Origin of the sequence: Paraburkholderia sp. GAS333 (assembly GCF_050435665.1) — a bacterium.
Taxonomy (GTDB): domain Bacteria; phylum Pseudomonadota; class Gammaproteobacteria; order Burkholderiales; family Burkholderiaceae; genus Paraburkholderia; species Paraburkholderia fungorum_A.
In genome coordinates, this window is sequence record NZ_JBNDKS010000010.1 from 101,340 (window position 1) to 122,686 (window position 21,347).

23 protein-coding genes and 1 tRNA gene are annotated in these 21,347 nt (G+C 60.7%); 18 read left to right on the forward strand and 6 right to left on the reverse strand.

What is annotated here, in order from left to right; translation table 11 throughout:
- Position 1: 1 nt before the first annotated feature.
- The 5 genes from ABH945_RS33065 (at position 2) to tatC (ending at position 2,749) form a co-directional block, all read left to right on the forward strand.
- Positions 2 to 397, forward strand: coding sequence for a DUF4870 family protein (locus ABH945_RS33065; protein ID WP_074766042.1), 396 nt, complete (start codon positions 2 to 4; stop codon positions 395 to 397).
- Between the two features lie 115 nt (positions 398 to 512).
- Positions 513 to 878 carry a histidine triad nucleotide-binding protein gene (locus tag ABH945_RS33070; protein WP_429253431.1) on the forward strand — a complete coding sequence of 122 codons (366 nt, stop codon included), beginning with the start codon at positions 513 to 515 and terminating at the stop codon, positions 876 to 878.
- 247 nt (positions 879 to 1,125) lie between these two features.
- Positions 1,126 to 1,365 (forward strand): Sec-independent protein translocase subunit TatA, encoded by a 240-nt coding sequence (tatA, locus tag ABH945_RS33075; protein WP_074766038.1) that lies wholly within the window; start codon positions 1,126 to 1,128, stop codon positions 1,363 to 1,365.
- A gap of 39 nt (positions 1,366 to 1,404) precedes the next feature.
- The gene (tatB, locus tag ABH945_RS33080) at positions 1,405 to 1,935 is read left to right on the forward strand and encodes a Sec-independent protein translocase protein TatB (protein ID WP_074766036.1); all 531 of its coding nucleotides are present in this window, start codon (positions 1,405 to 1,407) and stop codon (positions 1,933 to 1,935) included.
- A gap of 34 nt (positions 1,936 to 1,969) precedes the next feature.
- Positions 1,970 to 2,749, forward strand: a complete 780-nt coding sequence (tatC, locus tag ABH945_RS33085; protein ID WP_074766034.1) for a twin-arginine translocase subunit TatC — start codon at positions 1,970 to 1,972, stop codon at positions 2,747 to 2,749.
- Positions 2,750 to 2,915: 166 nt separating this feature from the next.
- Here the strand turns inward: tatC and ABH945_RS33090 are convergent, their stop codons facing one another.
- The gene (locus ABH945_RS33090) at positions 2,916 to 4,142 is read right to left on the reverse strand and encodes a Do family serine endopeptidase (RefSeq protein ID WP_074766032.1); all 1,227 of its coding nucleotides are present in this window, start codon (positions 4,140 to 4,142) and stop codon (positions 2,916 to 2,918) included.
- A 19-nt stretch (positions 4,143 to 4,161) separates the two neighbouring features.
- Here ABH945_RS33090 and ABH945_RS33095 point away from each other — a divergent pair, with 19 nt between their 5' ends.
- The 8 genes from ABH945_RS33095 (at position 4,162) to ABH945_RS33130 (ending at position 10,922) form a co-directional block, all read left to right on the forward strand.
- Positions 4,162 to 4,908 carry a Nif3-like dinuclear metal center hexameric protein gene (locus ABH945_RS33095; protein WP_074766030.1) on the forward strand — a complete coding sequence of 249 codons (747 nt, stop codon included), beginning with the start codon at positions 4,162 to 4,164 and terminating at the stop codon, positions 4,906 to 4,908.
- 230 nt (positions 4,909 to 5,138) lie between these two features.
- A complete protein-coding gene (gene petA / locus ABH945_RS33100; RefSeq protein WP_074766028.1) occupies positions 5,139 to 5,759 on the forward strand; it encodes a ubiquinol-cytochrome c reductase iron-sulfur subunit in 621 nt (206 codons plus the stop codon).
- The gene (locus tag ABH945_RS33105; protein ID WP_074766026.1) at positions 5,759 to 7,138 is read left to right on the forward strand and encodes a cytochrome b; all 1,380 of its coding nucleotides are present in this window, start codon (positions 5,759 to 5,761) and stop codon (positions 7,136 to 7,138) included. The genes petA and ABH945_RS33105 overlap by 1 nt, the downstream gene beginning before the upstream one ends.
- Positions 7,139 to 7,160: 22 nt before the next feature.
- The gene (locus ABH945_RS33110) at positions 7,161 to 7,916 is read left to right on the forward strand and encodes a cytochrome c1 (RefSeq protein ID WP_429253432.1); all 756 of its coding nucleotides are present in this window, start codon (positions 7,161 to 7,163) and stop codon (positions 7,914 to 7,916) included.
- Between the two features lie 95 nt (positions 7,917 to 8,011).
- Positions 8,012 to 8,623 (forward strand): glutathione S-transferase N-terminal domain-containing protein, encoded by a 612-nt coding sequence (locus ABH945_RS33115; protein ID WP_006052302.1) that lies wholly within the window; start codon positions 8,012 to 8,014, stop codon positions 8,621 to 8,623.
- A 67-nt stretch (positions 8,624 to 8,690) separates the two neighbouring features.
- Positions 8,691 to 9,200 (forward strand): ClpXP protease specificity-enhancing factor, encoded by a 510-nt coding sequence (locus ABH945_RS33120; protein ID WP_074766022.1) that lies wholly within the window; start codon positions 8,691 to 8,693, stop codon positions 9,198 to 9,200.
- A gap of 19 nt (positions 9,201 to 9,219) precedes the next feature.
- A tRNA-Thr gene (locus ABH945_RS33125) sits at positions 9,220 to 9,295 on the forward strand.
- Between the two features lie 502 nt (positions 9,296 to 9,797).
- A complete protein-coding gene (locus tag ABH945_RS33130; protein WP_429253433.1) occupies positions 9,798 to 10,922 on the forward strand; it encodes a methyltransferase in 1,125 nt (374 codons plus the stop codon).
- A 218-nt stretch (positions 10,923 to 11,140) separates the two neighbouring features.
- Here ABH945_RS33130 and ABH945_RS33135 read toward each other — a convergent pair whose 3' ends face one another.
- Positions 11,141 to 12,424, reverse strand: a complete 1,284-nt coding sequence (locus ABH945_RS33135) for a TIGR03862 family flavoprotein (protein ID WP_429253434.1) — start codon at positions 12,422 to 12,424, stop codon at positions 11,141 to 11,143.
- Between the two features lie 486 nt (positions 12,425 to 12,910).
- Here ABH945_RS33135 and ABH945_RS33140 point away from each other — a divergent pair, with 486 nt between their 5' ends.
- Complete coding sequence (locus ABH945_RS33140; protein ID WP_074766016.1) at positions 12,911 to 13,120, forward strand: DUF1059 domain-containing protein; 210 nt, start codon at positions 12,911 to 12,913, stop codon at positions 13,118 to 13,120.
- A 130-nt stretch (positions 13,121 to 13,250) separates the two neighbouring features.
- Here ABH945_RS33140 and ABH945_RS33145 read toward each other — a convergent pair whose 3' ends face one another.
- On the reverse strand, positions 13,251 to 13,571 hold the full coding sequence (locus ABH945_RS33145) for a hypothetical protein (RefSeq protein WP_012434486.1): 321 nt from the start codon (positions 13,569 to 13,571) through the stop codon (positions 13,251 to 13,253).
- Between the two features lie 383 nt (positions 13,572 to 13,954).
- Between ABH945_RS33145 and ABH945_RS33150 the strand changes: the two genes are divergently transcribed.
- The gene (locus ABH945_RS33150; RefSeq protein ID WP_074766590.1) at positions 13,955 to 14,806 is read left to right on the forward strand and encodes a class I SAM-dependent methyltransferase; all 852 of its coding nucleotides are present in this window, start codon (positions 13,955 to 13,957) and stop codon (positions 14,804 to 14,806) included.
- Between the two features lie 13 nt (positions 14,807 to 14,819).
- Here the strand turns inward: ABH945_RS33150 and ABH945_RS33155 are convergent, their stop codons facing one another.
- Both ABH945_RS33155 and ABH945_RS33160 read right to left on the reverse strand, forming a co-directional pair.
- Positions 14,820 to 15,407, reverse strand: coding sequence for a DUF1415 domain-containing protein (locus ABH945_RS33155; RefSeq protein ID WP_429253435.1), 588 nt, complete (start codon positions 15,405 to 15,407; stop codon positions 14,820 to 14,822).
- Between the two features lie 28 nt (positions 15,408 to 15,435).
- Positions 15,436 to 16,086 carry a TetR/AcrR family transcriptional regulator gene (locus tag ABH945_RS33160; protein ID WP_429253436.1) on the reverse strand — a complete coding sequence of 217 codons (651 nt, stop codon included), beginning with the start codon at positions 16,084 to 16,086 and terminating at the stop codon, positions 15,436 to 15,438.
- A gap of 153 nt (positions 16,087 to 16,239) precedes the next feature.
- Between ABH945_RS33160 and ABH945_RS33165 the strand changes: the two genes are divergently transcribed.
- Entirely contained in the window at positions 16,240 to 17,523 is a 1,284-nt protein-coding gene (locus ABH945_RS33165; RefSeq protein WP_429253462.1) for an MFS transporter, read from the forward strand.
- 192 nt (positions 17,524 to 17,715) lie between these two features.
- Entirely contained in the window at positions 17,716 to 18,309 is a 594-nt protein-coding gene (locus tag ABH945_RS33170) for a nitroreductase family protein (protein ID WP_171910235.1), read from the forward strand.
- A 56-nt stretch (positions 18,310 to 18,365) separates the two neighbouring features.
- Here the strand turns inward: ABH945_RS33170 and ABH945_RS33175 are convergent, their stop codons facing one another.
- Entirely contained in the window at positions 18,366 to 19,859 is a 1,494-nt protein-coding gene (locus ABH945_RS33175) for an MFS transporter (protein WP_429253437.1), read from the reverse strand.
- Between the two features lie 189 nt (positions 19,860 to 20,048).
- Between ABH945_RS33175 and ABH945_RS33180 the strand changes: the two genes are divergently transcribed.
- The gene (locus ABH945_RS33180; RefSeq protein ID WP_429253438.1) at positions 20,049 to 21,299 is read left to right on the forward strand and encodes an Hsp70 family protein; all 1,251 of its coding nucleotides are present in this window, start codon (positions 20,049 to 20,051) and stop codon (positions 21,297 to 21,299) included.
- Positions 21,300 to 21,347: the final 48 nt, after the last annotated feature.

The window sequence follows — 21,347 nt, forward strand, 5'->3', positions numbered from 1 at the left end:
CATGGAACAGTCGCACGAGAGCTATCCGCCGCCGGTCTACCGCAACGCGATGGAGCCTGAGCGTGAGCGCAGCCTGCGCACGCTTACCCACGTGCTGTATGCGTTGTACGCGGTCCACTGGCTGACGGGCGGGCTGACGATCCTCATCGCGATCATCATCAACTACGTGAAGCGGCCCGATGTGGTGGGCACGCCGTACGAAGCCCACTTTCAGTGGCAGATCCGCTCTTTCTGGCTGTGCCTGCTCGGTTATGCGATTGGCGGCGTGCTGCTGTTCGTCGTGATTGGCATACCGGTTCTGTGGGCCGTCAGCATCTGGATGTTGTACCGTATTATCAAAGGCTGGCTGTATCTGTACGATAACAAGCCGCTTGCGAATCCGCGGGGCTGGGTCTGAACGCTGGCCGCTTTCGACCGCTTCTGACCATGGTTAATCGGGTCCGACCTTCGATCCGTCACGCCAGCCCGCGGCGCCGCGTTTCTCGCTCCAGTCATACTGCGTCAGGAATACGATGAGTCACGACCCGAATTGCCTTTTCTGCAAGATCGCCGCCGGCGAGATTCCGTCCACCAAAGTCCACGAGGACGAAGAATTCGTAGCGTTTCGCGATATCCGTCCCGCCGCTGAAACGCACGTGCTGGTGATTCCGCGCAAGCACATCGCCACGCTGACCAACTGCACCGAAAGCGATGCTCCGCTGCTTGGTAGAATGTTAGTTTTGGTGGCGCGTCTGGCCGATCAGCTTGGCGTGGCGTACACCGGCGGTGAAACGGGCTTTCGCACGGTAATCAATACCGGGCCGGGCGGCGGACAGGAGGTGTATCACCTGCACGCGCACATCCTCGCCGGGCCGCGGCCCTGGCAGCGAATGGGCTGATCACGCCGCGTGTGTCGCGACGTCCATGGTGAATTCTCGTCGTGGACAATGAACGCCGCCGTTGTTTTTACCGCAATGTAATAACGGCGACGCGCTTACCCGGCCACAATCACCTGAATTGCCGGCGAGTGAATCGGAAGGGTCGGCGGTAACGTATAGATGAAGCGTCAGCGCTTCGAGTCACGCCGCAAGGCGCACGAATTTTTTGCCGCATCGCGATGCGGTGTCGGGGTTAAGGAGAGTAGTCATGGGTTCGTTGAGTATTTGGCATTGGCTGATCGTGTTGTTGATCGTGGCACTCGTGTTCGGCACGAAAAAGCTGCGCAATATTGGTACTGACCTGGGTGGCGCGGTCAAGGGCTTCAAGGAAGGCATGAAGGAAGCCGAAACGCCGGGCAGCGAAGCGCAACAGCGCGAACTGCCGCGCAACGGCGCGGTCGATGTGGAAGCGAAGGAAAAGACGCCGAATTCCGGCGATTACCGCTAAGCCGCGGCTTACCCGCGTTACTGACGGACATTCCACTTCATGCTGGACCTCGGTCTAACCAAGATGGCGCTGATCGGCGTCGTCGCGCTGGTCGTTCTCGGGCCAGAGCGCCTGCCTCGCGTAGCCCGCACGGCGGGCGCGCTGTTTGGCCGCGCACAGCGATATATCAACGACGTGAAGTCTGAAGTCACGCGTGAAATCGAACTCGACGAATTGCGTCGGATGAAAACCGAGTTCGAAACAGCCGCGACCAATGTGCATACCTCTGTTCAGGACAACCTGCGCCAGCACGAATCCGAACTGAACGATGCGTGGAACAGTGGAACGTCGGTGTCGCCGAGCATCGCCGGCGGCGCGCTGGAAGACGTCGGCAATTCGGCCAGCAATTCGTCGTGGCCGGTCAGCACGCCGTCCGCCACGCCCAAACGCAAGAACTGGCGCGTCAAGCAGACCGCCATGCCCACGTGGTACAAGCGTGCCACGACCCGCCGCACCCGCGTGCAATCGGGTGCTGCGCGCGTTGCGCGGCATACGCCGGCCACCATGCGTCGTCCGACGCGGTTCTTCTGATGATCAGAACGACAATCTCTAACCGAGGGCCGGCGTGAGCGACCCCCAGCAAACCCAGACCGAAGGCACTGAAGAGACCTTCATTTCCCACCTCGTTGAATTGCGCGACCGCATCATTCGCGCGGGCATTGCCGTCATCGTGGTGTTTATCGGGCTCGTGTATTGGGCGCCAGACATCTTCCGGCTGCTGGCACGCCCGCTGATGCAGAACTTGCCGAAGGACGGCAAGATGATCGTCACCGACGTCACCGGCTCGTTCTTCGTGCCGATGAAGGTGACCATGATGGTCGCGTTCGTGATCGCGCTGCCCATCGTGCTGTACCAGATCTGGGCATTCGTCGCGCCGGGGCTTTATCAGCACGAGAAGAAGCTGGTCGTGCCGCTGGTGGGCAGCAGTTATGTGCTATTCCTGTGCGGCATGGCGTTCGCGTATTTCGTGGTGTTCCCAACCATCTTCCGTGTGATGGCGCATTACAACGCGCCGCTCGGCGCGGAAATGACGACGGATATCGATAATTACCTGAGCTTCGTGCTCACCATGTTTATCGCGTTCGGCGTGACGTTCGAGGTGCCGATCGTCGTGGTGCTGCTGGTCCGCATGAACCTGCTGACCATCAAGAAGCTGAGGGAAATCCGGCCGTATGTGATTGTCGGCGCGTTTGTGATTTCGGCTGTGGTCACCCCGCCTGACGTGTTCTCGCAGCTGATCCTGGCGATTCCGCTGATCGTGTTATACGAGGCGGGGATCATCGCGGCGCGTCTGATTGTGGGCAAGCAGCCAGCGGTGATTGAAGAGGCGAATCCGCCGAGTTGAATTGAGTGCGGGGTTTAGCGCGGGTTTCGGGCGCTGGACCTAGAGGTAAAAACAAAAGGGGCAGTCCGATATGGACTGCCCCCTTTTGTTTTGCTGCTGTCGCTAACCGCTAACCGCTAACCGCTAACCGCTAACCGCTAACCGCTAGCTTGCAGCGCTTGATTCATCAACCGCCGTCATCATCCTGCTGATCGCCACCACCGCCGTTATCGTCGGTAGGCTGTTTCGGCGGAGGCGGGCGCTTGCCGATGGTGACGTCCAGATCGATCTCGCGACCTTTGCGCACCAGATGCACTTTCGCGGCCGTCCCCGGCTTGATCTGAGCGATCACGTTCAACAGACGCGTGGTATCAGTGATCTCTTCGCCATTCACACTGATCAGGATATCGCCCGGCTTGATGCCTGCGCGATCCGCGGGGCCGCTCTTCAGCACGCCCGCGACAATCGCGCCCGACTTCTGCTCCAGCCCGAACGACTCGGCGATCTCCGGCGTCACGTCCTGCGGCTCGACGCCGATCCAGCCGCGCGTGACCGAGCCCGTCGTGATGATGCTTTCGAGCACGCTACGCGCCGTCGACACGGGAATCGCAAAACCAATCCCAAGCGAGCCGCCCGAGCGCGAATAAATCGCGGTGTTGATGCCGAGCAGATTGCCGTTCACATCGACCAGCGCGCCTCCCGAGTTGCCCGGATTAATAGCCGCGTCGGTCTGAATGAAGTTCTCGAATGTGTTGATGCCGAGGTGATTGCGGCCAAGCGCGCTGACGATCCCCATGGTCACCGTTTGCCCGACGCCGAACGGATTGCCGATCGCCAGCACCACGTCGCCGACCCGTGTCTGGTCCATGCGGCCGAGCGTGATGGTGGGCAGGTTGGTCATATTGACCTTGAGCACGGCAAGATCGGTTTCCGGGTCGACGCCGATCACCTTGGCATTTGTGGTGCGACCATCGGCCAGCGCGATTTCGATCTGGTCGGCGCCGTCCACGACGTGCTGGTTCGTTAGAATGTAACCTTCCGAACTCACTATTACGCCGGAGCCGAGGTTGGATGCGGGTTGCTCCTCCTGCTTGCGCTTGTTCTTGTCGCCGAAGAAATAGCGGAACAGAGGATCTTTCGCGCGAGGGTCGGGCGGCAGTGAGCCATCCTTGCTGGAGAACACATTGACGACCGCGGGCATCGCCTTTTGCGCAGCGTCCGCATAGGACGCCTGGGCTGGCCCGCTGCCGATGCCTGGCGCCACTTCCCGTAGGGCGACGATGGGTTCGGCGAGTTGCTTGCCGAATTGCCCTTGACGCTGGAGCCACTGCGGTTTGAGGGTCGCAATGATGAACATCAGCGCCAACAGCACAGTCACCGCTTGGGCAAAGAACAGCCAAAAGCGTCTAAGCATCTGAAGACTAGAGGTTTATATGGATCGGATCGAACTTGAATTGTACTTGAACAATCTTCTTGAAACCGCGCGCTTCAAGGACTATTGCCCCAATGGATTGCAGGTCGAGGGGCGTCGCAAAATCAACAGGATCGCGACCGGCGTGACCGCTTCGGTGGCCTTCCTGGAAGCCGCGCTCGATTGGGGCGCGGACGCTGTACTAGTCCATCACGGCTACTTCTGGCGCAACGAAGCACCGCAGATCACCGGCCGCAAACACGCGCGTCTCAAACTGCTGATTGCGAACGACCTCAACCTGTTCGCGTATCACCTGCCGCTCGACGACCATCCCACGCTTGGCAACAACGCGCAGATCGGCGAGAAGATGGGCTGGATCAGCGACGCGCGCTTCGGCGAGAACGACCTCGGCTGGCTCGCCACGTTTCCGATGCCGATCACACTCGCGCACTTCACCGCGGAAATCGAACAAACGCTTGGTCGCACGCCGCTCGTATTCGGCGACCCGGATCGGCAACTGCGTCGCGTGGGCTGGTGCACGGGTGCTGCGCAAAACATGTTCGACGCCGCGATCAACGCGGGCGCCGACGTCTATCTGACCGGCGAAGTGTCGGAGTCGGTGATGCACACCTCGGCGGAAAGCGGGGTCGCTTTTCTCGCAGCCGGACACCATGCAACGGAACGTTTTGGCGTGCAGGCGGTGGGCAAACATCTGTCCGAGCAATTCGATATTGAGCACGTCTTTATCGATATCCCTAATCCCGTTTGAATTTGAAAGTTTTGCGAATTGCATTAACGAAGAAAAAGCGCTGATTAACGCAGAGGGCACTTAAAAGGGGGCGCAAAAAAGTTTGCGGACCGTACGGAGAAACCCTGATTTATCAAGGGCTTCGCACGGTTTTTGGCAATCAGCCCTTGTAAATGGCGACTCCATTCACGCAAACTAGCGGCGGTAGAAGCGACGTGAAGGAAAAATCCAACTCAGAAGTGGGGCGTGTGATGCGAGACAAAGAAGATGAACGCGTCGACGGCAGCCGCCGGAACTGGCTGGTAGCGACGACCGTAGCAAGTGGCATAGGAGGCGTTGCCATTGTCGTACCCTTTGTTAGTTCGTTTGCACCATCTGAAAAGGCCATGGCCGCAGGCGCCCCGGTCGAAGTTGATATCAGTAATCTCAAGCCCGGCGACATGGTCACCGTCGCCTGGCGCGGCAAACCGGTGTGGGTCATCAACCGCACCGACCAGATGCTCGCCGATGTACAGAAAGCCGATAACGAAGTAGCCGATCCCCGCACAAAAAATCCTTTTTCGATGCCGTTGCCGGAGTACTGCAACAACGAGTTCCGTTCACGCGCTGAGAACAAACATCTTCTAGTCGCCGTTGCTGTGTGCACCCATCTGGGCTGCACGCCGACGCCACGCTTCCAGGAGGGTGCGCAACCCAATCTTCCAGACAACTGGCCAGGCGGCTTTCTATGCCCTTGCCACGGCTCGACCTACGACATGGCCGGCCGCGTCTTCAAGAACAAACCCGCGCCCCAGAACCTCGACATCCCGCGATTCATGTTCACGTCGGCGACCAGCCTCGTGATCGGCAAGGACGAGAAAGGAGAAGCGTAATGGCGATCGAGCACGACGTAGAGACGACCGGGCTGGTCGGCTGGATCGACCGGCGCTTTCCGCTGACCTCCACCTGGAAAAAACACGTTTCCGAGTACTACGCGCCGAAGAACTTCAACTTCTGGTACTTCTTCGGTTCGCTCGCGTTGCTGGTGCTGGTCAACCAGATCGTCACCGGCATCTTCCTCACGATGAACTACAAGCCCGACGCGACGCTCGCGTTCTCGTCGGTCGAGTACATCATGCGCGAGGTGCCGTGGGGCTGGCTGATCCGCTATATGCACTCCACGGGCGCGTCGATGTTTTTCGTCGTCGTGTATCTGCACATGTTCCGCGGGCTGATGTACGGCTCGTATCGCAAGCCGCGCGAACTGGTGTGGATTTTCGGCTGCCTGATCTTCCTGTGCCTGATGGCCGAGGCGTTCTTCGGCTACCTGCTGCCGTGGGGGCAAATGTCGTTCTGGGGCGCGCAGGTGATCGTGAACCTGTTTTCGGCGATTCCGTTCATCGGGCCGGATCTGTCGCTGTGGATTCGCGGCGACTATGTCGTCTCGGACGTCACGCTGAACCGCTTCTTCGCGTTTCACGTGATCGCGATTCCGCTGGTGCTGGTCGGGCTGGTGGTCGCGCACCTGGTCGCGCTGCACGAAGTGGGATCGAACAATCCCGACGGCATCGAGATCAAGGCGAAGAAGGACCCGGACGGCATTCCGCTCGACGGCATTCCGTTCCACCCGTATTACTCGGTGCACGATTTCATGGGCGTGACGGTGTTCCTGTTCATTTTCGCGGCGATCATTTTCTTCGCGCCGGAAATGGGCGGGTACTTCCTGGAGTCGAATAACTTCGTTCCGGCGAATCCGCTGCAAACGCCGCCAGAAATTGCGCCGGTTTGGTACTTCACGGCGTTTTATGCAATGCTTCGCGCCACCACCGATCCATTCAAGATCGTGCTGATGATCGTGATCGCGTTGCTCGGCCTGCTCGCGCTGGTGCGAGCACGCGGCAAGTGGAAGCTTGGCCTGCCGGTGCTCGCCGTGCTGGTGATTCTGGCGATGGCGTTCACCGAGTCGAAGTTCTGGGGCGTGGTGGTGATGGGCAGCGCGGTGATTTCGCTGTTCTTCCTGCCGTGGCTCGACCGCTCGCCGGTGAAGTCGATCCGCTACCGGCCGTTTTTTCACAAGGTCTTCTACGGCATCTTCGTGATCGCGTTCCTGACGCTGGGCTTCCTCGGCACCAAACCGCCGTCGCCTGCTTCCACGCTGATTGCGCAGATCTGTGCATTGATCTACTTCGCGTTTTTCCTCGGTATGCCGTTCTGGACGCGGCTTGGCACGTTCAAGCAGCCACCCGAACGGGTGCGGTTCAAGCCTCACTAATCGCGGGCCAGGAGAACACGAAATGAAAAAACTGCTTTCGACGTGCGCGCTGATCGGCGTGACACTGCTTGCGTTGCTGGCCGCTCCGGCCTACGCGGACGAGAATTTCCCTCTCGACCGCGCGCCGGATAACGCGGACAATTTCGCTTCTTTGCAGCACGGCGCGCAATTGTTTGTAAACTACTGCCTGAATTGCCACAGCGCGAACCTGATGCGCTACAGCCGGCTCACCGATCTCGGCATCACGCCGGCCGAGATTCAGTCGAACCTGCTGTTCACCAGCGACAAGATCGGCAACACGATGACCATCGCGATGCGCCCGGAAGACGCGAAAGCGTGGTTCGGCGCAGCGCCACCGGATCTGTCGGTGGAAGCGCGGGCGCGTGGCAAGGACTGGCTGTACACGTATCTGCGCAGCTTTTATCGCGACAATACGCGGCCAACCGGCTGGAATAATCTCGTGTATGAGAACGTGAGCATGCCTCACGTGCTGTGGCAGCTTCAGGGGCAGCGTGCGGCGAAATTCGGTGATGAAACCGATGAAAAAACCGGCGAAACGGTACACAAATTTGTCGGCTTCCAGCAGCTCACTCCGGGGACCATGTCGCCGGTAGATTATGATTCTGCTGTGGCCGACCTCGTGTCGTACCTGTCATGGATGTCCGAACCGACCCAGAAAACCCGCAAGCAACTTGGCGTGTGGGTGCTGATGTTCCTCGGTATCCTGAGCTTTTTCGCCTGGCGACTGAACGCCGCGTACTGGAAACATATCAAATAATCACGCCGTCACCCGGCGTGGGGCCGGCGCCAGGAAGAACCTGCTGAACGGTTTTTCCGCGCGCTGGCCTTTCAGCTTTTTGAGGAAACGTAAATATGATGGTTCTGTATTCCGGCACTACTTGCCCGTTCTCCCAGCGCTGCCGGCTGGTGTTATTCGAAAAGGGCATGGACTTCGAGATCCGCGACGTCGACCTGTTTAACAAGCCGGAAGACATCGCCGTGATGAATCCGTACGGTCAGGTACCGATTCTCGTCGAACGGGACCTGATTCTGTACGAATCGAACATCATCAACGAATACATCGACGAGCGCTTCCCGCACCCGCAACTGATGCCGGCCGACCCGGTTCAGCGCGCCCGCGCCCGCCTGTTCCTGCTGAACTTCGAAAAGGAACTGTTCGTGCACGTCGGCACGCTCGAAAACGAAAAGGGCAAGGCTGCCGAGAAGAATCACGAGAAGGCACGTCTCGCGATCCGCGATCGTCTGACGCAACTCGCGCCGATCTTCCTGAAGAACAAGTACATGCTCGGCGAAGAGTTCTCGATGCTCGACGTCGCGATCGCTCCGCTGCTGTGGCGTCTGGACCACTACGGCATCGAGCTGTCGAAGAACGCCGCACCGCTGATGAAGTACGCCGAGCGCATTTTCAGCCGCCCGGCTTATATCGAAGCGCTGACGCCTTCGGAAAAGGTGATGCGTCGTTGAGTTTGGCTATGGGGCGAGGGCGCCGCGCATAGACTGCGCGGGCCCGCGCCCGGTAAGAGGACTGTAGATGCAAGAGATTTCCACCAAGCCTTACCTGTTGCGCGCGCTTTACGAGTGGTGCACGGATAACGGCTACACGCCGCACATCGCCGTTCGGGTCGACAACCAGACGCGCGTGCCGCGTCAGTTCGTGCGCGACAACGAGATCGTGTTGAACATCAGCTTCGAGGCCACCAGCCAGTTGCAGATGGGCAACGAGTGGATCGAGTTCAGCGCGCGTTTCTCCGGCAAATCGCACAAGATCGAAGTGCCGATCGCGAATATTCTCGCGATTTACGCACGCGAAAACGGCCAGGGCATGGCGTTCCCGGTCGAATCGGCGGGGGGCGAGGCGCAGGATTCGGGCGCCGACGCGCAAGCGGTCGACGAAGTCGAAGCACCGGCTGCGCCGCGCGCGGTCGAGACTTTGTCGGCAGCCGATCTGGCGGCGAAAGCCGAGAGCGCAACCGACAATCCGCAACCTGACGACGATGGAACAAAAGGTGGCGGAAGGGCTCGCCTTAAGATCGTGAAATGAAGTAGAATCACGGCCTCATGCCGGCTTAGCTCATCAGGTAGAGCGCTTGACTTGTAATCATGAGGTGGCGGGTTCGAGTCCTGCAGCCGGCACCAGTTGTACGAAACGGGGTTTCTGTTCAGTCAGAAACCCCGTTTTTTATTGTGCGCGTGGATTGGCGATTTTGCTGTCAAAAAGGCGGAATTTGGCTGAATGCGACGGTTCACGTTAGGGGCTCGCGGCAGGGTTCAATGCGTCGTCGCAAGTTCGCTGAAACCCGCGAAAGGCTTGCCGGGCCGTGCTTCCGGGCTGTCTGGAAGGCGCGTCAAAGGAGCTGAAAAGCCATTGGTCACACACTCACCGGTGAGGCCGCGAACGGCCCAAAATCACCATATCTCTTTCACCTTGTCGATTGTGGATTTTTTTGTCTACATTTGATGTGTTTCGATACTCACCCTAGCCGTTCCGGTCGACGAATAGCCCGCCGCGAAGCCGCTTCGCAGAGGTACTATTCGGGCGTCAGTCGGCATTGCTATCAAGTACTCCGTCCGGCGGGCAACGCCCCCGACGACGCAACGTCTCATCGCGTCACTCCCGCAACACCGATCCCACCTCATCATGACCAGCCCCGCATTCATTATCTGGCCCGAAGCTGAAGGCCCCCGTTCCGCGCGTTGGCGCTCCGAAGCGAACGTGCCGCCGCCCAAGCGCGTGATCGTCGCGGATGACCGGACGACCGCCGACTCGGCCTACCGCCTCGCCTGTGAAGGCACGGCGCTGCTGTGGAACGGCGACTTCCAGAACGCTCGCCAGTTGCTGCAGGCGGTCACTCGCCGGTTGGAGCGCAAACCGCGTAAGCAGGGCGAGACGCCGGTCGACGCATTCAACCTGCATCGGCAGGCGCAGTCGCAACGCGCGCGCACGCTCGGCATGATCCTGATTCCGCTCGACGCCGCTTACGGCATTCCGCTGCGCCGCGCGCCGGATGTGGCGCAAGCCTGCATCGAAACCTATGGGCCGTCCAATGAAGAAGCGTCGGTCGTGTCGCTGCGCGAACTGCTCGGACTGATCGGCGCGCACGAGTGGCGCAAGAAGGGCGTCGAGATTCCTGCGCTTGCCGAGCGGATTCATCCGCATTACGGGGTGTTTTCGCCGGTGCGCGGTGAATATGTGGATCTGGTCGCGCGCACGCCGCTGCCTTCGCTAAACAAGGCGTTCGATATCGGCACGGGTACGGGCGTGCTTGCCGCGTTGCTGGCGAAACGCGGCGTCAAGAAAATCTTCGCAACCGATCAGGATCCGCGAGCGCTAGCCTGTGCGCGTGAAAACCTCACGCGTCTCGGCTATGACCAGCAGGTTGAGATTGTCCAGACGGATCTGTTCCCGGAAGGCCGCGCGCCGCTCGTGGTGTGCAATCCGCCGTGGGTGCCGGCGCGGCCTGCGTCGCCGGTCGAGTACGCGATCTACGATCCGGAGAGCCGCATGTTGCTCGGTTTCCTGAATGGTCTCGCAGAGCATCTGTCGCCGGGCGGCGAGGGCTGGCTGATCATGTCGGATTTCGCCGAGCACCTGGGCTTGCGGACGCGCGAATGGTTGCTGGCTGCGATCGAGAAAGCAGGGCTGACGGTGGTCGGGCGTGAGGACATTCGTCCGCGGCATCCGAAGTCGACCGATGAAACGGATGCACTGCATCAGGCGCGTGTGGCCGAGGTGACGTCGTTGTGGCGGTTGAAGCCGCGGTAACGAGTGGTGCGGTGAGCCGATGAGCGCGGCGTTGATGCGTCGGCGCGTGTCGCCGGGTTTTGCATCAACGCGACGCTTGTTTCGATTTGACCTCAAGTGACGTGGCTGATTCGAGGGGGCACGACTTGGTTGTGAGGCGTCAATTGTCGCTTTACGCTTTGTATTGAGCGTGCGACTACACGAACATCGGCCCATTGAAACCGCGCCCCGGCGCTACATCACACCGATGCGCCGCGAGCCTTCAGATAATCCAGCGCCCCTCTGCCTGCCACCAGGCCGCTAGCGAAACAGGCTGTCAGCAGATAGCCGCCCGTCGGCGCTTCCCAATCGAGCATCTCGCCCGCGCAAAACGCGCCGGGCAACTGCTCGATCATCATTCGCTCGTCCAGCGCCTCGAACGGAATACCACCTGCCGTGCTAATCGCCTCGGCGATTGGCCGCGTGCGCACGAGCTTCACCGGCAGCGCCTTGATCGCTTGCGCGAGAACGTCCACGTCCGAAAACGCTTCCTTCGACAAAATCTCGTGCAGCAACGCCAGTTTTACGCCGCCAATCCCGATTCGACCGTGCAGGTGACTCGACATCGAACGTGACCCGCGCGGACGCGTGACCTCGGCGATTACTCGCTCGAGAGCCAGGCCTGGCGCCAGATCCAGCGAAATCGTGACTTCGCCGTCGGCCAGAATCCGTTCGCGGATGAACGCCGACATCGCATAAATCAGGCTTCCTTCGAGGCCCGTTTCGGTCAGAAGTATTTCACCTTGTCGATTGTGGACTCTATTGTCTACATCGGTGACGGTGATAGCCATCGGCTTGACCGGCTGACCCGCGAAACGCTCGCGCAGATAAGGGCTCCAGTCCGCGTCGAAGCCGCAGTTCGCGGGGCGCAAGGGTGCGATGGGAATGTCGCGCGCGGTCATCAGCGGGACCCAGGCGGCGTCCGATCCAAGGCGCGGCCAGCTTGCACCGCCGAGCGCGAACACTACAGCGTCGCAAGTCACGGTTTGCACGCCTTCGGGCGTTTCAAAGGTGAGCGCGTGCGTGGTGGTGTCGTTGTCGCTGCGGGAAGAGGGCGATGTCCAACCGTTCCATCTGTGCCGCATGTGAAAGCGCACGCCGGCTTCCCTCAATCGATGCAGCCAGGCTCGCAACATCGGCGCTGCCTTCATGTCGGCGGGGAAAACCCGTCCCGAACTGCCGACGAATGTCTCGACACCCAACCCCTGCAACCAGGCCCGCAGCGCGTCGGGCCCGAAGGCGTCGAGTAGCGGCGCGATCTGCTCACGACGCGCGCCGTAGCGGCCGAGAAACGGCTCGAGCGGCTCCGAATGCGTGATGTTCATCCCGCCTTTGCCCGCCATCAGGAATTTCCGGCCGACGGACGGCATCGCGTCATAGACGTCGACCTGCAAGCCCGGACGGGCGAGTGCCTCGGCAGCCATCAAGCCAGCAGGACCGCCGCCAATGATGGCGACACGGACGAAATCGAACGAGGATGACATGCGGACCTGCGAGGTAAGCGGAAGAGGCGGCGCGTCGGCGGGATCGGATGATCAGGCGGCGCGGAGGGCGCTATTTTTACATCGCGGACAGCGCAGGGCAAACGGGTGGGCGGTTGGGCAAGCTGCAAAAGCGGTGATTTGCAGCGCGATCTAGCCGGTACGCTGCGCTGTGTCGTTGCGATTACGTTGCATTGGCGGCGGCCGCCGAGCCTTTGCTGGACTTGGCTATTACCCTACGCGACCTATACTTTTCAAACACCTTCCATCCGACGCGACTCGCGTATTTTCTCGCGCGTTAAGTTAAACCCGCCCGCCGTTTTTCTCGTTCGTCCAGCCTGAGTGGCTAATCGCCATCGTTTCCGCAAAGCCGTTGGCGGTTGCGTCCACGACTGCCGCAATAACTTGACGGACGATCCAGCGAAATCCGCGCGTCGCCCGTTCGCATGGAAATCCGATAGCTGCTCGATACCGATCAAGGAGACTGTCATGACCCGCAAATATATCGATTGCCGCGAGTTTCCGAGCGACACGAACTGCACCATCGCCTTATCCGCCGACACGGAGAGCGAGCTTCTCGACGCCGCCGTCCAGCACGCGGTGACCGTGCACAAACACACGGATTCGCCGGAACTGCGCGCGCAACTCAAGACGCTGTTTCACGACGGTACGCCGCCCGTCGAAGCACCGCGCGCCTGAAGCCGCCGCCAAAAACAACGCCGCGACCCGCGCAAGCGGTACGAAACCGCTTTTGCAAATCGCGGCGTTGTCGCCGTTTGATCTCTATCCGCATCGACGGAACTGCAAAACCAAAAAACTGGAACGAAACCTATCCAGGATAAGCCTCATCCACCTTCAACCCCGCCAGCTTGAAAATAACGCGCAGCGTTTGCGGCTTGATATCGCGCCGCGACGCGAGCGTCGTCATCACGAAATCGAGCACCTTCGCGTACTTGAGCATCGTCAGACACGTTTCCATATCGACGCTGCCATCGCGCATGACTTCCGCCAGACGAAGCATTTCCGTGGAGATGTCGCGCGCCATCTCCAGTTCCAACTGCTGCTTCTCCGACCAGGCCGGCGTCGCGATGAGCTTCGCCAGCATTTCCTGAAACTTCTGTTCTACGTTTCCGTTGGGTACCGTATCCATTGCCGCCTCATCTATCCGAGCGCGCGTCCGGTTAGTGTCTCGGCGCGCTGCTGGTTACGTAACGTTCGGCCCGTGTTCCGGGACCGCCCTCCCCACATGCATCCGGTTCGCGTGAACGTGTCACGGCCGCTAGCCTATTGTTATCAGCGACATGGCTTGTGCAAATTGACTTTGCCCGATGCGCAAGCTGTCTTCTGCTACTCCCCGGAACGGCCCGCGTAGTTCAAATCGAGCAGGAAGTGTTCCAGGTTGACGGCATTTCTTGCATGGTCAGCGCGGCTCCTTCGGTAAGCGCGCCGCACTTTGGGTAAACTGGCAGCAACTATTCCTTTTTTCCGTCATCTGTCGCACGTTCGTACTGCAATTGATGGCGGTCCCCCATGATGTCCAGCAAAACCCACGAAATCCGCCCGAATCAGTCCGTCGAACTCCTGAAGGAACTCCACATCCTCACGCGCGACGGCAAAATGAATCAGGACAGCCGCCGCAAGCTGAAACAGGTCTATCACCTGTTCCAGTTCATCGAGCCGCTGCTCAAAGACCTCAAGGAGAACCAGGGCAACCTGACCCTCGTCGATCACGGCGCGGGCAAGTCATACCTAGGTTTTATCCTCTACGATCTTTTCTTCAAGGAGTTTCAGGACGCTGCAGGTGGGGCTTCGCACATTTACGGCATTGAAACGCGCGAAGACCTCGTTACGAAGTCCGAAGAATTGGCCGCGCGACTCGGCTTCAAGGGGATGTCGTTCCTGAATCTGTCGGTGGCGGAGTCGATCACGTCGACGCGTCTGCCCGCCGAAATCGACATCGTGACGGCGCTGCACGCATGCAATACCGCCACCGACGACGCCATCCGCTTCGCGCTCGAAAAGAAGGCGAAGTACATCGTGGTCGTGCCCTGTTGTCAGGCTGAAGTGGCGGGGGTGTTACGGCAGAACAAGCAGAAGTCGCTCGCGAATGCGTTGACCGAAATCTGGCGGCATCCGCTGCATACGCGGGAATTTGGGAGCCAGATCACGAATGTGCTGCGCTGTTTGCAGCTCGAGGCGCATGGGTATCAGGTCAGCGTGACCGAACTCGTGGGCTGGGAGCATTCGATGAAGAATGAACTGATCATCGCGCAGTACAAGGATTTGCCGCGGCGCCGGCCGGCCGAACGGCTCAATGAAGTGATGGAAACGCTCGGAATCGGCGAGTTGAAGGAGCGGTTTTTCGTCGAAACGAGCGTCGCCTGATCTGCCGCGCCGGTTAGCGCTTCATCAACTCGTTCCAGCCCGCGAGGCCGATACGCCGTAGCGTTTCCTGATTGCGTTCGTAGATATCTTCCGCATCGGGGAACGCGTCGACGGCTCGCTCGATGCTGTCCTCGCGCAGCAAATGCAGAATCGGGTAGGGCGCGCGGTTCGTGTAGTTTTCGATGTCGTCCGGCTCGGTGTCTTCGAATTGATAAGCCGGATGAAAGCTGGCGATCTGAACAATCCCTTCCAGCCGAAGCTGCTTGAGCATTCGTTCGGCGAAGAACAGGCAGTCGTTGTAGTCGAGAAAATCGCTGAGCGTGCGCGGCAGGATCAGCAGTGTAGTGTCGATGGCGTTCGGATCGGCGGCGACCAGCGTCTGAAGCTCGGCTTCGAGATCGGTCAGGACGCCTTCCATGTCCACTGCGTCGCTGACGGCGTAGCGAATTTGCCCCTTTACGTGCACAGCCTTCGCGAACGGACACAGATTCAGGCCGATCACGGCCTCGGTCAGCCAGTGACGGGTGGCGGCGATAACGGCTTCGTGGGATTCGGCGGGCAACGACGACATGGCGGGGAAATGCTGGAGGAAAAGCGTCATTTTACCGGGCTAAATCAGGCGGCCCGCGTTACACGGTCTGCTGCGTCGCTCGTTCCCCGCAAGCCGCCGCGATCAACTGCGCAGCCACCTTCGGTGCGACCCGAATAGGTCCGCATCCCGGCCCATAGGTCTGACTCGCCGCGTACACCCCTTCGATCAGCAGCCCCAGCGCGTCGGCCAGCGCTGGCGGATCGTCGGCACTCGCGGCGGTCGTCAATTCAAGCAGCCGCGCCATCAAACGCTGCTTGTTGCCGAAGACGAACTGTCGCGCCGGATGCGCCGGGTCGGGAAACTCCACCGACACGTTCACGAACGGACATCCGCGATAGTCGTCAATCGACGCACGCTGTGCGAGGTCGTCGAAATACTGTTGAAGCTGTTTAGTTGGTTCGCCGGGATGTTGCGCGAAACTCTTCTCGACGTAGCCGAAGAACTGCTCGTCTTTCCGCTCCAGATACGCCATCACCAGTTCGTCTTTCGAAGAAAACTGGCGATACAAACTCATCTTGTTCACGCCAGCCCGCTCGACCACCGCATCGACGCCGACCGTGCGTACCCCTTCGCGATAGAACAGCTCGCCCGCAGCCCGCAACAAATTCTCCTGCGCCTGCGGCCCGGCCGTTTGCGCGCCGCGCGTGCGCCTTGCGCGGACCGGCTTGTCGGTTTCACTATCGGACATGGGACCACCTGAATTGAATTGACGCCTTGACATGTTACCGACCAGTAACTAAGATCGCAACCACAATTGTGACAGATCTGTCACAAGTCTCTTACTGAAGCAGTAACAATGGATGCGACGCGGCTGATCGGTCAGGCGTCGATGGGAGAACCGATGAACTGGGCAGCGAGATTGATTGGCGGGCGTTTCCACTACGGCTGGTTGACCGTCGCGGTGGTGTTTCTGGTGCTGCTGGCGGCCGCCGGCACGCGCGCCACGCCGAGCGTGATGATGGTGCCGCTGGAGCATCAATTCGGCTGGAGCCGCGCGACGATCTCGCTCGCCATCTCCGTGAACATCGCGCTTTACGGGCTGATGGGGCCGTTCGCGGCGGCGGCGATGCAGCGCTTCGGTATTCGTCCCACCTTGCTGGCCGCGCTCGGGACGATGGCGGCGGGTGTCGCGCTGTCGTCGCTGATGACGCATCCGTGGCAGATGGTGCTGATCTGGGGAGTGATGGTCGGCGGCTCGACCGGCGTGGCGGCGCTGTCGTTGTCGGCGACCGTGGTGACACGCTGGTTCACCACGCGCCGTGGTCTCGTCATGGGCATTCTCACGGCGAGTTCGGCCACCGGCCAACTCGTGTTCCTGCCGATGCTCGCCGCTATCGCCGAGCATTACGGTTGGCGTCAGGTCGTGTGGGTGGTCGCGCTCGCGGCGGCGGTGGTGATTCCGCTGGTCGCCTTTCTGCTGCCCGAACGTCCGGCCGATATGAAACTGCGTCCGTACGGCGAGCCGCACGACGCGCCGGAAGCCAGCGCCGTCAAGAAGCAGAATCCGTTGGCTATCGCTTTCGGCACATTGGCCATGGCGAGCAAAACGCGTGATTTCTGGCTGCTGTTCTTCAGCTTTTTTATCTGCGGCGCGAGCACCAACGGTTACGTCGGCACCCATCTGATCGCGATGTGCGGCGATTACGGCATGACGGAAGTGCAGGGCGCGTCGCTGCTCGCCGCGATGGGCATCTTCGATCTGTTCGGCACGACGTTGTCGGGCTGGCTGTCGGACCGCTTCAATAGCCGCGTGCTGCTGTTCTGGTACTACGGGCTGCGCGGCTTGTCGCTGATGTATCTGCCGCACGCCTTCGGGATCGACTTCTTCGGTTTGCCGCTGTTCGCCGTGTTCTACGGTCTCGACTGGATCGCGACCGTCCCGCCCACCGTGCGTCTCGCGACGGATGTGTACGGCAAGGAATCGGCGCCCGTAGTGTTCGGCTGGGTGGTCGCGGGTCACCAGCTCGGGGCAGCTTTCGCGGCGCTCGGTGCGGGCATGTTGCGCGCGAGCCTCGGCACGTACACGGTGGCGTCGATGATCTCCGGCGGTTTGTGCCTGGTCGCGGCGGTAATCGTGTTGCAGATCAACCGGCCGGCCAAGGTTCCTGAGACGCAGGCGGTGTAATACACGTGCTGTAAAAGAACGGAAAAGTCTGACGAATCGAACGGTCGACGGCCCTCTGTGCAGGGCCGTTTTTTTTCCACGCCGTGCGAAGACAAACTGCCCGCCAGTTGGACCACGAGCGCCGAAGCCCGGGTATGCTATGTGGCCCCGGGCGCCCGCCCGGCGATCATGAATTTCGACCGAGAGAAGCGCATGACCAACAAACCCGCCCCTACCGCAGTTGCCATCCACGAGCTGCTTGCAGGCCGCTGGAGCCCGCGCGCGTATTCGAGCGAGCCGGTGAGCCGCGAGAATCTGCGTGCCGTGCTCGAAGCGGCTCGCTGGGCACCGTCTTCGTATAACGCGCAACCCTGGCGTTTCCTCGTATTCGACCGCAGTGTCGATGAAGTTTCGTTCAAGCAGGCTTTTGCCACGCTGGTGCCGTTCAACCAGGGCTGGAATGCGCCCGCGCCGGTGCTGATCGCCGTGACCACGCACACGCTCAACAACAAGGGCGAAGTGAACCGCTGCGCACCGTACGACGCGGGTGCTGCGGCCATGGCTCTGGTGTTGCAGGCGCATGCGCTCGGTCTCGCTGCGCATCAGATGAGCGGGTTCGATCCGAACGCATTCCGCACGGCCTTCAATGTGCCGAACGACGTCGATGTGATCGCGATGATTTCGATCGGTCATTTCGGCGATGTCGACAAGCTCGACCCGGTGCTGCGTGAGCGTGAGAAGTCGGTGCGTCAGCGTTTGCCGCTGGCGGATATCGCGTTTGGTGGCGGCTGGAAGAAGGCGCTTTGAGCGGCTGGTTTATTTGAAGCAGGCGAAACGCGCGGCGCTGACCGCGCGTTTTTTTATTACGCGGCGTTCTCGCTGCGACCGTCACCATCGGTGACGCTCGACAACGGTGCCGCCACGTTTTCCAGCGACTTGCGCTCTGCGTCCACGCCCCAGATCGCCGCGACGATAGCGGCTGCGAGCATCAACCCCGAGCCGACCAGGTAGCCCGAGAACACCGCGCTGCGTTGATGCGTGTCGATCAGCCGTCCAAAAAATGCAGGTCCGACAATGCCGCCCAGCGCCGTTCCGAACGCGTAAAAAACCGCAATTGCCAGTGCGCGGATTTCGAGCGGAAACGATTCGCTGACCGTCAGATACGCCGAACTCGCCGCGGCCGACGCGAAGAAGAAAATCACCATCCACGCGATGGTCTGCGTGACGACGGTGAGCATCTGCTGCTCGAACAGATAGCCGCTGGCCGTCAGCAGAATCGCTGACAGGCCGTAGGTCGTCGCGATCATCTTGCGTCGCCCGATCACGTCGAACAGGCGGCCGAGCAGCAGCGGCCCAAGGAAATTGCCGAGCGCGAACGGCAGCAGATACCAGCCGATGTGATCGCCCGGCACGTGATAGAAATCGGTGAGCACCAGCGCATAGGTGAAAAAGATCGCGTTGTAGAAAAACGCCTGCGCGGTCATCAGCGTCAGGCCGACTAGCGCGCGTCGGCGGTGCACATTGAACAGCGTGTGGAAAACCTCTTTCAGCGGTGTGTGGCCGCGTGCGCGCAATCGCAGGCGGGTGAGATGCTCGTCGGAAAGCGCGTGGCCTTCCGCGCGAAAACGCGCTTCGATACCTTCGACAATCGAGCGTGCATCGCGCTCGTCGCCGTGCGTCAGAAGCCAGCGCGGACTTTCGGGCACCCAGATGCGCATCGGCAAAATCGCCAGCGCCAGCACCGCGCCGATGAAGAAGCACGCGCGCCAGCCCCAGTCGGTGGGCAGCAAATGAGGATCGAGCAGCACCAGCGACCCCGCCGCACCCAGCCCCGCGCCGACCCAGAACGTGCCGTTGATGCCGAGATCGGTCCAGCCGCGCACCCGCGCCGGCGTGAACTCCTGAATCGTCGAATTGATTGCCGTATATTCGCCGCCGATGCCTGCACCGGTCAGGAAGCGAAACAGCAGGAAACTCGCCAGATTCCACGACAGCGCGGTCGCGGCGGTTGCCGCCAGATACAGCGCGAGCGTGATGAAAAACAGTTTGCGTCGTCCGAGCCGGTCGGTCAGCCAGCCGAAACCGAGCGCCCCGAGCACCGCGCCCGCGATGTACGCACTGCCCGCGAGACCCACGTCGGCGTTGGTAAAGCGCAACGCCGGACTGGTTTTCAGCGCACTCGCCACAGCCCCCGCCAGCGTCACCTCCAAACCGTCGAGCAGCCACGTCACGCCTAGCGCTACGACGATCAGCGAGTGAAAGCGGCCCCACGGCAGACGGTCGAGCCGCGATGGCAAATCCGTTTCAATCAGGCCGGCATTTTTTTCGCGGACAACGGCGGTAGGCGGCGCCCTCATTGCTGGAGGTCTCCTGAATAAAGAAATTTGGCGGCGTATCCTGTCCGAAAGAGCAATATTCGTTCCGTTGAGCGCAGCTTTTGCGTTTTTCGCAGCTATCCGAGGGCGTTAGTTGATGCTGATCGAGCTTTCGTGTTACAAAGCCGCTCCCCTTTCTGTCCGCGCCAGCCGTGAGCGGCGATTCCTGCCATGAACTATTGCGCGATTGACTTCGGTACTTCCAACTCGGCCGTAGCCGTGCCTGATGGCGCGCAGCTCAAGCTCGCGCCGGTCGAAGGCGCCTACACGACGCTGCCCACCTCGGTCTTTTTCAACACTGACGAAGACACCCGCGAGTTCGGGCGGGCGGCGCTTGCGGCCTACATCGACGGTTTCGACGGCCGTCTGATGCGCTCGATGAAAAGCATTCTCGGCTCGCCGCTTGCCGAGAATTCCACCGATCTCGGCGACGGTACGGCGATCAAGTACACCGATATCATCGCGATCTTCGTCGATCATCTGAAGCGCTCGGCCGAAAAGAGCACGGGCGGCGCGATCAATCGCGCGGTGCTGGGCCGGCCAGTGTTTTTCGTCGACGACGACCCGCGCGCCGATCTGATGGCGCAGCAGCAGCTCGAAGCGGCGGCGCGCGCAGTCGGTTTGCGGGAAATCCACTTTCAGTATGAGCCGATCGCGGCCGCGTTCGACTACGAGTCGCATCTGACGGAAGAAGGGCTCGTACTGGTTGCCGACATCGGCGGCGGTACGTCGGACTTTTCGCTGGTGCGGGTGGGGCCGGAGCGGATGAAGCGTGTCGAGCGCAAGGACGACGTGTTGGCGCACCACGGCGTGCACGTCGCGGGCACGGACTTCGACCGTCGCGTCGAACTCGCGACGATTCTGCGCGAACTCGGCTATCAGTCGCTGGATTCGGAAGGACGTGAAATCCCGAACCGGATCTATTTTGATCTGGCGACGTGGCATCTGATCAACACGGTCTACGCGCCGAAACGCGTCAGCGAACTCACGCTGATGCGCCACCTGTTCACCGAGACGAAGCACCACGACCGGCTGATGCGCGTTGTGGACCGCCGTCTGGGTCACGCACTGGCCGCGCACGCGGAAGAAGCGAAGATCGGCGTGGCGGCGGGCGGTGAGACCGTGATCGATCTCGACGAAGTGGAAGACGACCTGCGCCTCGCGTTCGACGAAGCGCAACTGATTAAAGCCGGTCATGACGAAACGCTGCGCATTGTGCAAGCCGCACGCGACACGGTGCAGGCGGCAGGCGTCGCGACCCGCGCCGTCAGCGCGATTTATTTCACCGGTGGATCGACCGGCCTTTCGTTTCTATCGGGTGCATTGGCGGCGGCATTTCCGGACGCTAAAGCGGTATTCGGCGATCGACTCGCCAGCGTCGCAACGGGACTCGGTATTCACGCACGCCGTATCTTCGGATAAACCCGAACTTAATCAATCGCGTATCGCGAAGATAATCAGCTTATTCAA

Excerpts from the sequence above, each read along its gene's own strand:
- ABH945_RS33065 (WP_074766042.1), top strand. The coding sequence starts at position 2 with ATGGAACAGTCGCACGAGAGCTATCCGCCGCCGGTCTACCGCAACGCG.
- ABH945_RS33070 (WP_429253431.1), top strand. The coding sequence starts at position 513 with ATGAGTCACGACCCGAATTGCCTTTTCTGCAAGATCGCCGCCGGCGAG.
- tatA (WP_074766038.1), top strand. The coding sequence starts at position 1,126 with ATGGGTTCGTTGAGTATTTGGCATTGGCTGATCGTGTTGTTGATCGTG.
- tatB (WP_074766036.1), top strand. The coding sequence starts at position 1,405 with ATGCTGGACCTCGGTCTAACCAAGATGGCGCTGATCGGCGTCGTCGCG.
- ABH945_RS33090 (WP_074766032.1), bottom strand. The coding sequence starts at position 4,142 with ATGCTTAGACGCTTTTGGCTGTTCTTTGCCCAAGCGGTGACTGTGCTG.
- ABH945_RS33095 (WP_074766030.1), top strand. The coding sequence starts at position 4,162 with ATGGATCGGATCGAACTTGAATTGTACTTGAACAATCTTCTTGAAACC.
- petA (WP_074766028.1), top strand. The coding sequence starts at position 5,139 with ATGCGAGACAAAGAAGATGAACGCGTCGACGGCAGCCGCCGGAACTGG.
- ABH945_RS33105 (WP_074766026.1), top strand. The coding sequence starts at position 5,759 with ATGGCGATCGAGCACGACGTAGAGACGACCGGGCTGGTCGGCTGGATC.
- ABH945_RS33110 (WP_429253432.1), top strand. The coding sequence starts at position 7,161 with ATGAAAAAACTGCTTTCGACGTGCGCGCTGATCGGCGTGACACTGCTT.
- ABH945_RS33115 (WP_006052302.1), top strand. The coding sequence starts at position 8,012 with ATGATGGTTCTGTATTCCGGCACTACTTGCCCGTTCTCCCAGCGCTGC.
- ABH945_RS33120 (WP_074766022.1), top strand. The coding sequence starts at position 8,691 with ATGCAAGAGATTTCCACCAAGCCTTACCTGTTGCGCGCGCTTTACGAG.
- ABH945_RS33130 (WP_429253433.1), top strand. The coding sequence starts at position 9,798 with ATGACCAGCCCCGCATTCATTATCTGGCCCGAAGCTGAAGGCCCCCGT.
- ABH945_RS33135 (WP_429253434.1), bottom strand. The coding sequence starts at position 12,424 with ATGTCATCCTCGTTCGATTTCGTCCGTGTCGCCATCATTGGCGGCGGT.
- ABH945_RS33140 (WP_074766016.1), top strand. The coding sequence starts at position 12,911 with ATGACCCGCAAATATATCGATTGCCGCGAGTTTCCGAGCGACACGAAC.
- ABH945_RS33145 (WP_012434486.1), bottom strand. The coding sequence starts at position 13,571 with ATGGATACGGTACCCAACGGAAACGTAGAACAGAAGTTTCAGGAAATG.
- ABH945_RS33150 (WP_074766590.1), top strand. The coding sequence starts at position 13,955 with ATGTCCAGCAAAACCCACGAAATCCGCCCGAATCAGTCCGTCGAACTC.
- ABH945_RS33155 (WP_429253435.1), bottom strand. The coding sequence starts at position 15,407 with ATGACGCTTTTCCTCCAGCATTTCCCCGCCATGTCGTCGTTGCCCGCC.
- ABH945_RS33160 (WP_429253436.1), bottom strand. The coding sequence starts at position 16,086 with ATGTCCGATAGTGAAACCGACAAGCCGGTCCGCGCAAGGCGCACGCGC.
- ABH945_RS33165 (WP_429253462.1), top strand. The coding sequence starts at position 16,240 with ATGAACTGGGCAGCGAGATTGATTGGCGGGCGTTTCCACTACGGCTGG.
- ABH945_RS33170 (WP_171910235.1), top strand. The coding sequence starts at position 17,716 with ATGACCAACAAACCCGCCCCTACCGCAGTTGCCATCCACGAGCTGCTT.
- ABH945_RS33175 (WP_429253437.1), bottom strand. The coding sequence starts at position 19,859 with ATGAGGGCGCCGCCTACCGCCGTTGTCCGCGAAAAAAATGCCGGCCTG.
- ABH945_RS33180 (WP_429253438.1), top strand. The coding sequence starts at position 20,049 with ATGAACTATTGCGCGATTGACTTCGGTACTTCCAACTCGGCCGTAGCC.